The organism is Pseudomonas sp. GM80 (assembly GCF_000282515.1).
GTDB lineage: Bacteria > Pseudomonadota > Gammaproteobacteria > Pseudomonadales > Pseudomonadaceae > Aquipseudomonas.
In genome coordinates this window covers 21,111-33,384 of record NZ_AKJD01000110.1, presented here as the reverse complement: position 1 = coordinate 33,384, position 12,274 = coordinate 21,111, and the positions used below count along the sequence as shown (strand labels likewise).

Sequence of the window (12,274 nt, the reverse complement as noted above, 5' to 3'; positions counted from 1 at the left end):
ACCTTATTCAGGACGGGACAGCAGACACACAAAGGGGCCATTCGATGCGAGTCGAATGGCCCCTTTTTTTTAGATCAAGGGATCGCAGCCTGCGGCAGCTCCTACAGGGGGTGCGCGATGCCCATGTAGGAGCTGCCGAAGGCTGCGATCTTTTAGCCTTTAACAGATTTCCAGATTTTGCCGACAACGGAAACCACCGCCAACACCACCGCACCAGCGATGATCCCCGCGACACCGTTGAGCAACATCGGCACCGCAAACCCGACACTGCCGGCCGCCGCACCAACGCCTTCAATCCAGTGATGCAGCACCGGCACGCCGTGAGTCAGGATGCCGCCGCCGACCAGGAACATCGCCGCTGTACCGACCACCGACAAGGTTTTCATCATGTACGGCGCAGCGCTGAGAATGCCGCTGCCAATCTTTTTGGCCATCTGCCCAGGCTTCTGCGTCAACCACAGGCCGAGGTCGTCGAGTTTGACGATGCCCGCCACCAGACCGTAAACACCGACCGTCATGACAATGGCGATGCCAGACATCACGATCACTTGCTGAGTCAGCGAAGCGTCCGCCACAGTGCCGAGCGTAATCGCGATGATTTCCGCTGAAAGAATGAAGTCGGTGCGGATTGCGCCTTTGATCTTGTCCTTTTCATACGCCACCAGATCGGTCGCCGGATCGGCCACGGCCTCAGTCAGCTGCGCGTGCCCGGCCTCGTCTTCAGCTTCGCTGTGCAGAAACTTGTGCGCGAGCTTCTCGAACCCTTCGAAACACAGGTACGCACCGCCGACCATCAACAGCGGTGTCACCAGCCACGGCACGAACGCACTGATTGCCAGTGCCAACGGCACGAGGATCAGTTTGTTGACGAACGAACCCTTGGCCACCGCCCAGACCACGGGAATTTCCCGCTCGGCACGCACGCCGGAGACTTGCTGGGCATTGAGCGCCAGATCGTCACCGAGCACACCGGCGGTCTTCTTGGCGGCCATCTTGGTCATCAAGGCAACGTCGTCCAGAACGGTGGCGATATCGTCGATCAGCACCAGCAAACTGCTTCCTGCCATGAATCCTGTTTCCTTCTATGTATGAATGTTGCGAAGCATAACGCGACCACAGACCACACGGGGCATTCTTGAGCGCTGCGCGAGGCCGGTGCTACCATGCGCAACCGCCAGAACAGGCAAGGAACCACCGGGTTTATGAGCACAATCCGCGAGCGCAACAAAGAACTGATCCTGCGTGCCGCCAGTGAGGAGTTTGCCGACAAGGGCTTCGCTGCGACCAAAACCAGCGACATCGCCGCCAAGGCGGGATTGCCCAAGCCCAACGTCTACTATTACTTCAAGTCCAAGGAAAACCTTTACCGCGAGGTATTGGAAAGCATCATCGTGCCGATTCTGCAGGCCTCGACGCCGTTCAACCCGGACGGTGTACCGAGCGAAGTGCTGAGCGGCTACATCCGCTCGAAGATCCGCATCTCCCGCGACCTGCCCTTCGCCTCCAAGGTGTTCGCCAGCGAAATCATGCACGGCGCCCCGCATTTGAGCGCCGACCTGGTCGAGCAGCTCAACGGCCAGGCCAAGCACAACATCGACTGCATCCAGAGCTGGATCGACCGCGGGCAAATCGCCCCGATCGACCCTAATCACCTGATGTTCAGCATCTGGGCGGCGACCCAGACCTACGCCGACTTTGACTGGCAGATTTCTGCGGTCACAGGGAAGGACAAGCTGGACGAGGCGGATTACGAGGCGGCGGCACAGACGATTATCCGGTTGGTGCTGAAGGGGTGTGAGCCGGATCAGTAAGACCGCGGTGATGCTATCGCTGGCAAGCCAGCTCCCACAGGATATGTGTTGTTTGCAAAACTTAAATCCAACACAGGACTGACTTGCCAGCTCCCACAGGGATTTGTGTTGTTTGCAAAATTTGCATCCAACACAGGACTGACTTGCCAACTCTCACAATCACTCATGCAGAAATGCAAAATCTTTGTCCAGCACAAAAACCTGTGGGAGCTGGCTTGCCAGCGATGAAGGCAACTCGGTTTCAGATCAAATCCAAATGGCATCCCACAGCGGATAATCACCCAGCTTTTCCACCAAGCCTGCCCGCAACGGGTTGGCCACTACATACCGCGCCATCTTCACCAAATCCTCCTCCCGCCGCAGTGCACGATCATGAAAGCCTTACTGCCAAAGCGGCCCGCTTCGACCGCTGCACTCGTTCACGTCCCGAGCAATCAAAGATTTGGTTTCCCTCATCAGCCTTCTGAGCGAACAGTTTTCCAGCTCAATCAACCAATGAAAATGATCCGGCATGACTACCCATGCCAACGACTTTGCCAGTCCAACATTTTGCGCGCGACGAAATTGATGAACGACCAATCTGCCCAGAGTGAAATCGGCGAAGATGGGTTTTCGATCAAGTGTGTTCGTGGTCAGTAGATAGATGCGGTTGGGCTCGGCATAGCGACCGGCTCGCAGACGATGTGAAGCAGGAAGATCAGGCAATCCATTGCCCCTTCATGATGGGTTCATCAGAAGGCTAGACCTCAGTGGTCTATTTGGCGGGCTGGTCTTTTTTCTTGATGTGTCAGTCAGGCCGCCATCGCTGGCAAGCCAGCTCCCACAGGTTTTTGTATTGGTTACAAAATCTGAACAAGACAAAAAACCTTGTGGGAGCTGGCTTGCCAGCGATGACAATCGATCAGACGCTAGCGATCAAACCGATACACCCGCATCTCAAACCTCCTCCCCCATCAACCAGCGCAGCGCCTGCGGCAGCGAGGTGTTCCAGTCGTCCGGGAAGGTGTGTCCGGCCTCGTGGGTGCGGGATTTGACCTCGTTGCCGTCGCTGAACAATTGGCGGAAATCGGCGCTCATCTGTAGATTGCCCGGCCCTTCTTTTTTGCCATTGATGACAAACACACGCTTGCCGCGCGCCTTGCTTTCGGTGGGCGTCGGTTGATTGCCGCCGGGTGATAGCAGCAGTGCGCCGGCGTAATCGTCCGGGTGTTGCGCCAACAGCGCGCCAGCGTGTTGCGAACCTTGCGAGAAGCCCATCAAAAACACGCGTTTGCGGTCGATGCATTGCTGGGCTTCGAGGGCTTTGAGGCCTTTCTGCACGGTTTGATGGGTGCCTTCGAAACCGGGGCCGATCCAGCGGAAGCTGTCGACCGCGTTGATCATTTGCGTGCCGTTGATCCCCAGAATGATTGCGCCGGTGTCGGCCAGCGGCTGGTAGTCTGCATCCAGCTCGCCATTGACGCCGTAACCGTGCAGCCACACCACCACCGGGCGGCAGGCTTTGGGCACCGGGATCTTCGCCGACGGATTGAGCACGGAAATCGCGCCAACCTTGCCCTCGGCGATTTTCTTGTAACGCTGCTGCGCGCTGGCCAGTACGGATTTGTAGGTGGCGGTGTCGCGGAGCTCTGAGAAGTCTTCGTCCCCTGCCAGCAGCGGGCCGAACCACAGGCCACGGTCATCGGCCTCCTGCAGATAGCGCAGCGCCAGTCGGTCATCGCCACGACGGGCAAACAGCGCCGCCACCTGATAAGGCGCCAGCAGTTGCTTGGGATCTTCACGGGAGGCTGCCAGGTAAACCGCAATTGCCTGCAACGTGTCGGTTTCTTCGAGCTTCTCGGCCCGCTCCATCAACTCCGGTACATCGTCGGCGTTGAGCAGTGCAGAAACCACCGGGCTCAGCGCGTTAAAGGCGATTTCGTCGGCGTCGGGGGCTTCCGTCGCATGCAGGACGGGCGTGCAGAGGGTGATGGCGGCGGCCATCGTCATGGCAAATAGCGTCTTCACGCAGATCTTCCTTGATACATAAACGAGAGGGGCGGCAGTCTATAGACCCCGCCCCGCTTCGTCATCATCACGCCATCAGACGTGCTGATTTATTTTCCGGTCAGGCCGCCACCCCCGCATCCGCGCGCAGCTCCAGCGCCTCCACCGCTTTAATGGCGACTTGCTCATCGATGTCCGACAGATCGCCGCTGATGCCGATCGCTCCCAGCACATTGCCGGCCTGATCGCGAATCAACACACCGCCCGGTGCCGGCACGACGCTGCCCTGACCCATGCTGTTCAGTGCAGCAATAAAGGCCGGGCGTTGTTGCGCGTCGAGTGCGAGCAGGCGCGAGCCTTTACCCAGGGCAATCGCGCCCCAGGCTTTGCCGATGGCGATATCCGGGCGCAGCAGGCTCGCGCCGTCTTCACGTTGCAGGGTGATCAGGTGGCCGCCGGTATCGAGTACCGCGATGGTCAGCGGCGCGGCGTTGATACCGCGCCCGGCGTTGATGGCTTCGTTGACCAGCTTGACTGCGACTTTCAAGGTTAAAGCGCTCATGGTGCCGTCCTCATTTTGTTATTGGGAAAGTCGTGGGGCTGCGTTTTTCTGCCGCAGCCCGATGCAACAAATAGAACACAATGAGTTATTCTTTTGTATACAATAATTCTCGAAAAGCGCCACATGCGACGAAAAGCCACACTCAGACAGGCTTACGACGAATGAAACAGGCGCTTGAGAAAATGGATTGACCTGCGCCGTCCGCCGTGAATACACTCTGCGCAAAGCCACTTGTATACAATTACAAAACGTAAAGAGGCACAAAACCATGAGCAAAATGAGAGCAATCGAAGCCGCCGTTCTGGTGATGCGCCGTGAAGGGGTTGATACCGCTTTTGGCATCCCGGGCGCTGCCATCAACCCGCTGTACTCCGCCTTGCAAAAAGTCGGTGGCATCGATCACGTCCTTGCTCGCCACGTTGAAGGCGCCTCGCACATGGCCGAGGGCTACACCCGCACCAAGGCCGGCAACATCGGCGTGTGCATCGGTACTTCCGGCCCTGCCGGTACTGACATGGTCACCGGGCTCTACAGCGCCTCGGCCGACTCGATTCCAATCCTCTGCATTACCGGCCAGGCACCCCGCGCCCGTATGCACAAGGAAGACTTCCAGGCTGTCGACATCACCAGCATCGTCAAGCCAGTCACCAAGTGGGCAACCACTGTTCTGGAGCCGGGCCAAGTGCCTTACGCGTTCCAGAAAGCCTTCTTTGAAATGCGCTCCGGCCGTCCAGGCCCGGTGCTGATCGACCTGCCGTTCGACGTGCAGATGGCCGAAATCGAATTCGACATCGACGCTTACCAGCCGCTGCCATTGGCCAAGCCGACCGCAACTCGCGTTCAGGTCGAGAAAGCGTTGGCTTTGCTCGATCAGGCCGAGCGTCCATTGCTGGTTGCCGGCGGCGGCATCATCAACGCCGACGCCAGCGATCTGCTGGTTGAATTCGCTGAGCTGACCGGCATCCCGGTGATCCCGACCCTGATGGGCTGGGGCACCATCCCGGACGATCACCCGTTGATGGTCGGCATGGTCGGTCTGCAGACTTCGCACCGTTACGGCAACGCCACCATGCTGAAATCCGACGTGGTGTTGGGGATCGGCAACCGTTGGGCCAACCGCCACACCGGTTCGGTTGACGTTTACACCGAAGGCCGCAAGTTCATTCACGTCGACATCGAAGGCACGCAGATCGGTCGTGTGTTCACGCCGGATCTGGGCATCGTTTCCGACGCTGCTGCCGCGCTGACCGTGTTCATCGAAGTCGCTCGTGAATGGCAAGCCGCCGGCAAACTGAAAAATCGCAGCGCCTGGCTGCAAGACTGCCAGCAGCGTAAAGCCAGCCTGCATCGCAAAACCCACTTCGACAACGTGCCGGTGAAACCACAGCGCGTTTACGAAGAAATGAACCAGGTGTTCGGCAAGGACACCTGCTACGTCAGCACCATTGGTCTGTCGCAGATTGCCGGCGCGCAGTTCCTGCACGTCTACAAGCCGCGTCACTGGATCAACTGCGGCCAGGCAGGCCCTTTGGGCTGGACCATTCCGGCAGCGCTGGGCGTGGTGAAGGCCGATCCGAACCGCAAAGTCGTGGCCCTGTCGGGGGACTATGACTTCCAGTTCATGATCGAAGAACTGGCGGTCGGCGCTCAGTTCAAACTGCCGTACATCCACGTCGTGGTGAACAACTCGTACCTGGGTCTGATCCGTCAGGCACAGCGCGGGTTCGAAATGGACTACTGCGTGCAGCTGTCCTTCGATAACCTGAACGCGCCGGAACTCAACGGTTACGGTGTTGACCACGTCGCAGTGGCTGAAGGCCTTGGCTGTAAAGCGCTGCGTGTGTTCGAGCCATCGGAAATCGCCCCTGCCCTGCGCAAGGCCGAACAGATGATCGAAGAGTTCAAGGTGCCGGTCATCGTCGAGATCATTCTGGAGCGTGTGACCAACATCTCCATGGGTACCGAGATCAACGCCGTCAACGAATTCGAAGACCTGGCGCTGGTCGGCAACGATGCGCCAACGGCGATTTCGCTGCTTGATTAACTGCTGACCGCTGATCGTTCCCACGCTCTGCGTGGGAACGCAGCCCGGGACGCTCTGCGTCCCAAAGCGGACGCAGAGCGTCCATTGAGGCATTCCCACGCAGAGCGTGGGAACGAGAATCTAGAACGGGAGACCACCATGCCGCGTTTCGCAGCCAACCTGTCCATGCTGTTCACCGAACAGGATTTCCTTGCCCGTTTCGACGCCGCCGCCAAGGCTGGTTTCAGCGGTGTCGAGTACCTGTTCCCGTACGATTTCAGCTCTGCCGAAATCAAGGCCAAGCTCGACGCCAACGGTCTGACCCAAGTGCTGTTCAACCTGCCGGCCGGTGACTGGGCCAAGGGCGAGCGCGGTATCGCCTGCCTGCCGGATCGGGTCGAAGAGTTCCGCGCCGGTGTCGATCTGGCGATTGCTTACGCACAAGTGCTGGGCAACACCCAGATCAACTGCCTGGCCGGTATCCGTCCACAAGGCGTTGACGATGTCACCGTGGAAAAAACCTTCGTTGCCAACCTGAAATACGCGGCCGACAAGCTGCAAGCGGCGGGCATCAAACTGGTGATGGAAGCGATCAACACCCGCGACATCCCGGGTTTCTACCTGAACAACACGGCGCAAGCCCTGTCGATTCGCGAACAGGTCGGCAGCGCCAACCTGTATCTGCAATACGACATCTATCACATGCAAATCATGGAAGGCGATCTGGCCCGCACCCTGCAATCGCACCTGGGCGAGATCAACCATGTGCAGCTCGCGGACAACCCGGGACGCAACGAACCAGGCACCGGTGAGATCAACTACCGCTTCCTGTTCGAACACCTGGATCGCATCGGTTATCAGGGTTGGGTCGGTTGCGAGTACAAGCCGCTGACCACCACCGAAGCAGGCCTCGGCTGGTTGAAGTCGCACAACGCAATCTGACAAACACATGACCCTGTAGGAGCTGCCGCAGGCTGCGATCTTTTGATCTTGTTATTTTGAAGATCAAGATCAAAAGATCGCAGCCTGCGGCAGCTCCTACAGGGAGACATACAAAAACAAGAGGATTTTCTCATGGCTAAAATCGGATTTATCGGCACCGGCATCATGGGCCACCCAATGGCTTCGAACCTGCAGAAAGCCGGTCACAGCCTGTTCCTGTCGGCGCACCACGACGCCGCCCCGGCCGACCTGGTTGCCGCTGGCGCCGTCGCCCTGGCCAACCCGCGCGAAGTCGCGCAGGAAGCTGAATTCATCATCGTCATGGTGCCGGATACCCCACAGGTTGACGACGTACTGTTCCGCGCCGACGGCGTTGCCGCTGGCCTGAGCAAAGGCAAAATCGTCATCGACATGAGCTCGATCTCGCCGACCGCCACCAAAGCTTTCGCCGCGAAGATCAACGAGAAAGGCGCGCAGTACCTCGACGCCCCGGTTTCCGGTGGTGAAGTCGGCGCCAAGGCCGCGACGCTGAGCATCATGATCGGTGGCGACGCCGATGCCTTCGAACGCGCGCTGCCGCTGTTCCAGGCCATGGGCAAGAACATCACCCTGGTCGGTGGCAATGGCGACGGTCAAACCGCCAAAGTCGCGAATCAGATCATCGTCGCCCTGAACATTCAGGCCGTCGCTGAAGCCCTGCTGTTCGCTTCGAAAAACGGTGCTGATCCGGCCAAGGTGCGTGAAGCACTGATGGGTGGTTTCGCGTCCTCGAAGATCCTTGAAGTGCACGGCGAGCGCATGATCAAAGGCACTTTCGATCCAGGCTTCCGCATCAGCCTGCACCAGAAAGACCTGAACCTGGCCCTGCAAGGCGCCAAGGAGCTGAACATCAACCTGCCGAACACCGCCAACGCCCAGCAAGTGTTCAGCACCTGCGCAGCGATCGGTGGCAGCAACTGGGATCACTCGGCGTTGATCAAAGGTCTGGAACACATGGCCAACTTCTCGATCCGCGACAACAAATAAGCCACTGCCCCGTCGCTCGTTCCCACGCTCTGCGTGGGAATGCAGCCCGGGACGCTCCGCGTCCCTGCCGAAGCGGACGCAGAGCGTCCATTGAGGCATTCCCACGCAGAGCGTGGGAACGATCATCAGCATTAACCAAGAACAATAAGATTGGGAGCCCGCCATGTCGGTCGATCCGCAACAACTGCTGCGCGAGCTGTTTGCCACAGCCATCGACGCGGCCCATCCGAACCAGGTTCTCGAAGCCCATCTGCCTGCCGATCGTACCGGCCGGGTGATCGTCATCGGCGCCGGCAAAGCCGCCGCTGCCATGGCGCAAGTGGTCGAGCGCTGCTGGCAAGGTGAAGTGTCTGGTCTGGTGGTGACCCGTTACGGTCACGGCGCCCCCTGCGAAAAAATCGAAGTGGTCGAAGCCGCGCATCCGGTGCCGGACGCTGCCGGTCTGGCCGTGGCCAAACGAGTACTCGAACTGGTCAGCAACCTGACCGAAGACGACCGCGTAATCTTCCTGCTCTCCGGTGGCGGCTCGGCCCTGCTGGCGTTGCCGGCCGCAGGCATCACCCTCGCCGACAAGCAATCGATCAACAAAGCCTTGCTCAAATCCGGCGCGACCATCGGCGAGATGAACTGCGTGCGCAAGCACCTCTCGGCGATCAAGGGTGGCCGTCTCGGCAAGGCCTGCTGGCCTGCCACTGTCTACACCTACGCGATTTCCGATGTACCGGGCGACCTCGCCACGGTCATCGCTTCCGGCCCGACCGTGGCCGACCCAAGCACTTCCGCCGAAGCGCTGGCGATCATCAAACGCTACGGCATCGAGATCCCGGCTTCCGTGCGCACCTGGCTGCAAAGCCCTGAGTCGGAAACCGTCAAACCCGGCGACCCAAGCCTCGCGCGCAGCCACTTCCAGTTGATCGCCCGTCCTCAGCAATCGCTGGATGCCGCTGCGGTGAAATGTCGTCAGGCCGGTTTCAGCACGCTGATCCTTGGCGACCTCGAAGGCGAGTCGCGCGAAGTGGCGAAAGTCCACGCCGGCATCGCCCGCCAGATCATCAACCACGGTCAGCCATTGGCAGCGCCGTGCGTGATTTTGTCCGGTGGCGAAACCACCGTGACCGTGCGCGGCAATGGCCGTGGCGGACGCAACGCCGAATTCCTTCTGAGCCTGACCGAAAATCTCAAAGGCCAGCCGGGCGTCTATGCCCTGGCCGGTGACACCGACGGCATCGACGGCTCGGAAGACAACGCCGGCGCGATCATGACCCCGGACAGCTACGCCCGCGCCGCCGCCCTCGGTTTGAGCGCCAGCGACGAGCTGGATAACAACAACGGCTACGGCTATTTCTCGGCGCTCGATGCGCTGATCGTCACCGAGCCGACCCGCACCAACGTCAACGACTTCCGCGCCATTCTGATCCTTGAGAGCTGCAAATCATGACGCCTGATAAAAAGGTCAAAATCCTCGCCACCCTCGGACCTGCTGTCGATGGCATCGAAGACATCCGCGAACTGGTCGAGGCCGGGGTGAATATCTTCCGCCTGAACTTCAGCCACGGCGATCACGCCGACCACGCCAAGCGCTATCAGTGGATCCGCGAAGTCGAGCGTCAGCTCAACTACCCGCTGGGCATTCTGATGGACTTGCAGGGGCCGAAACTGCGCGTCGGCAAGTTTGCTGAAGGCAAGGTGCAACTGCATCGTGGTCAGGCCTTCCGTCTCGATCTGGACGCAACGCCGGGCGATGAGCGCCGGGTGAATCTGCCGCATCCGGAAATCATTGCCGCGCTGGAAGCGGGCATGGATCTGCTGCTCGACGACGGCAAACTGCGTCTGCGTGTGGTGACCAAGTACGACGATGCGATCGACACCACCGTGCTCAATGGCGGCGAATTGTCGGACCGCAAAGGCGTCAACGTGCCGCAAGCCGTGCTCGACCTCAGCCCGCTGACCGCCAAGGATCGCCGTGATTTGAGCTTCGGTCTGGAATTGGGTGTGGACTGGGTCGCGCTGTCGTTTGTGCAGCGTCCGCAGGACATCATCGAAGCCCGCGCACTGATCGGCGACAAAGCCTTTCTGATGGCGAAAATCGAAAAGCCTTCCGCCGTTGAACAACTGCGCGAAATCGCTGAATTGAGTGACGCGATCATGGTGGCTCGCGGTGACCTCGGCGTCGAAGTGCCGGCCGAGAGCGTGCCGCAGATCCAGAAAAACATCATCACCACCTGCCGCGAACTCGGCAAACCGGTGGTGGTGGCGACGCAGATGCTCGAGTCGATGCGCTTCTCCCCTGCCCCGACCCGCGCCGAGGTGACTGACGTCGCCAACGCCGTGGCCGAAGGCGCTGACGCGGTGATGCTGTCGGCAGAAACGGCGTCCGGCGAGTACCCGCTGGAAGCCGTGCAGATGATGAGCAAGATCATCCGCCAAGTGGAGAACGGCCCGGACTATCAGACTCAGCTCGACGTCAGCCGGCCGAAGGCGGAAGCGACTGTTTCCGATGCGATCAGCTGCGCGATTCGTCGCATCAGCAACGTGCTGCCGGTGGCGGTGCTGGTCAACTACAGCGAGTCGGGCACCTCAAGTTTGCGTGCCGCGCGGGAACGGCCAAAAGCGCCGATCCTCAACCTCACGCCGAACCTGCAAACCGCGCGTCGTTTGAGCGTGGCGTGGGGCATTCATTCGGTGGTCAACGATCGCCTGCGTCAGGTTGACGAAGTCTGCTCGACCGCGCTGGAAATCGCCCAGGCCCAAGGCATGGCCGAACGTGGTGACACGCTGCTGATCACCGCCGGCGTGCCGTTTGGTCAGCCTGGATCGACTAACTCGCTGCGTATCGAAACATTGATTTAACCGCCCACCATGATCGTTCCCACGCTCTGCGTGGGAATGCGGCCCGGGACGCTCTGCGTCCCAAGAGCAGACGCAGAGCGTCCTTTGAGGCATTCCCACGCAGAGCGTGGGAACGATCAACTGCCCAGATTTTCTCAACATGCCTGCCAATCATTTCAACACCCACTGCCCCGACTGGGCCGAGGCTTTACTCAACGGTTTCAGTCAAATATTCCTCCAGCGCCATCCGCTGTGCGGCCTGCTGTGCCTGTTGGCGATCCTGCTGACCGCGCCGGTGCTGTTCGCCGGTGCGCTGCTCGGCGCCGTCGCCGGTTTGCTCACCGCGCAACGGCGCAACTACGCCAAGGCTGATCGTCAGGCCGGACTGTTCAGCTACAACGGCATCTTGCTCGGCTTGCTGCTGAGCCTGTATTTCCCGTGGTCGCCAATGCTGCCACCACTGATTCTCGCCGCTGGCGGTTTGAGTGCGATGGTCACACAGCAATGGCTCAAACATGTTTACAGCAGCCGATCGATTCCGGCCTACACCTCGCCGTTCGTGGCCATGAGTTGGGTATTGCTGCTGTTCGCCGAACCGTCGGCGCCGATGGCGCCTATCGAGATGAACACGTGGAACCTGCTCGCCGCCGAACTGCGTGGTTTGGGCCAGGTAATGTTCCTCGGTCATCCACTGGCCGGCGCATTGATCGCGATCGGTTTGCTGATCGCTGATCGCCGCGCCTTTGGCTGGGCACTGCTGGCCTCGGCGATTGGCCTCGGTTCCAGCCTGCTGCACCACGAAACCAGCGCTGCGCTTTCAGGCCTGGGCAGCTACAACGCCGTACTGGCCGCCCTCGCCTTCAGCAGCCAACGCCAACAACCGTGGCTGCCGCTACTCGGCACCGTTCTCGCGTTGCTGGTGACGCCGCTGTTTGCCGCCATCGGCCTGGCCACTTTGACCGCGCCCTTCATCCTCGCCGGCTGGCTGATCCGCGCCGGCATCCAGATGCTCGGTAAAACCCCGGTCGAGCATGCGCCTTGCGCTCATGGGGAGAATCAACCTAGGCTGCGCTGATCTTCGATTCAGGCATTTTC

At 60.0% G+C, this 12,274-nt stretch carries 10 protein-coding genes and 1 pseudogene; 7 read left to right on the top strand and 4 right to left on the bottom strand.

The window, feature by feature from the left end; translation table 11 throughout:
- Positions 1–152: 152 nt before the first annotated feature.
- On the bottom strand, positions 153–1,067 hold the full coding sequence (locus PMI37_RS18250; protein ID WP_008083517.1) for a DUF808 domain-containing protein: 915 nt from the start codon (positions 1,065–1,067) through the stop codon (positions 153–155).
- Positions 1,068–1,202: 135 nt separating this feature from the next.
- Here PMI37_RS18250 and PMI37_RS18245 point away from each other — a divergent pair, with 135 nt between their 5' ends.
- Positions 1,203–1,811 carry a TetR/AcrR family transcriptional regulator gene (locus tag PMI37_RS18245; protein WP_008083515.1) on the top strand — a complete coding sequence of 203 codons (609 nt, stop codon included), beginning with the start codon at positions 1,203–1,205 and terminating at the stop codon, positions 1,809–1,811.
- A 246-nt stretch (positions 1,812–2,057) separates the two neighbouring features.
- On the opposite strand, the pseudogene PMI37_RS18240 reads toward PMI37_RS18245, so the two are convergent.
- From PMI37_RS18240 to PMI37_RS18230, 3 genes and pseudogenes are all read right to left on the bottom strand, one after another.
- Positions 2,058–2,516 (bottom strand): annotated as a pseudogene (locus PMI37_RS18240) (REP-associated tyrosine transposase).
- Between the two features lie 231 nt (positions 2,517–2,747).
- Complete coding sequence (locus PMI37_RS18235) at positions 2,748–3,818, bottom strand: alpha/beta hydrolase (RefSeq protein WP_008083513.1); 1,071 nt, start codon at positions 3,816–3,818, stop codon at positions 2,748–2,750.
- 100 nt (positions 3,819–3,918) lie between these two features.
- Positions 3,919–4,359: a GlcG/HbpS family heme-binding protein gene (locus tag PMI37_RS18230; RefSeq protein ID WP_008083511.1), complete on the bottom strand. Its 441-nt coding sequence runs from the start codon at positions 4,357–4,359 to the stop codon at positions 3,919–3,921.
- 268 nt (positions 4,360–4,627) lie between these two features.
- On the opposite strand from PMI37_RS18230, the gene gcl reads away from it, so the two are divergent.
- From gcl to PMI37_RS18200, 6 genes are all read left to right on the top strand, one after another.
- Positions 4,628–6,403: a glyoxylate carboligase gene (gcl, locus tag PMI37_RS18225; protein ID WP_008083509.1), complete on the top strand. Its 1,776-nt coding sequence runs from the start codon at positions 4,628–4,630 to the stop codon at positions 6,401–6,403.
- Between the two features lie 138 nt (positions 6,404–6,541).
- Positions 6,542–7,324 carry a hydroxypyruvate isomerase gene (gene hyi, locus PMI37_RS18220; protein WP_008083506.1) on the top strand — a complete coding sequence of 261 codons (783 nt, stop codon included), beginning with the start codon at positions 6,542–6,544 and terminating at the stop codon, positions 7,322–7,324.
- Between the two features lie 132 nt (positions 7,325–7,456).
- Positions 7,457–8,350, top strand: coding sequence for a 2-hydroxy-3-oxopropionate reductase (locus PMI37_RS18215; RefSeq protein WP_007919937.1), 894 nt, complete (start codon positions 7,457–7,459; stop codon positions 8,348–8,350).
- 163 nt (positions 8,351–8,513) lie between these two features.
- Positions 8,514–9,788 carry a glycerate kinase type-2 family protein gene (locus PMI37_RS18210; protein ID WP_008083503.1) on the top strand — a complete coding sequence of 425 codons (1,275 nt, stop codon included), beginning with the start codon at positions 8,514–8,516 and terminating at the stop codon, positions 9,786–9,788.
- Positions 9,785–11,200: a pyruvate kinase gene (pyk, locus tag PMI37_RS18205; protein WP_008083502.1), complete on the top strand. Its 1,416-nt coding sequence runs from the start codon at positions 9,785–9,787 to the stop codon at positions 11,198–11,200. The genes PMI37_RS18210 and pyk overlap by 4 nt, the downstream gene beginning before the upstream one ends.
- 139 nt (positions 11,201–11,339) lie before the next feature.
- The gene (locus tag PMI37_RS18200; RefSeq protein WP_008083500.1) at positions 11,340–12,254 is read left to right on the top strand and encodes an urea transporter; all 915 of its coding nucleotides are present in this window, start codon (positions 11,340–11,342) and stop codon (positions 12,252–12,254) included.
- The last annotated feature ends 20 nt before the right edge of the window (positions 12,255–12,274 follow it).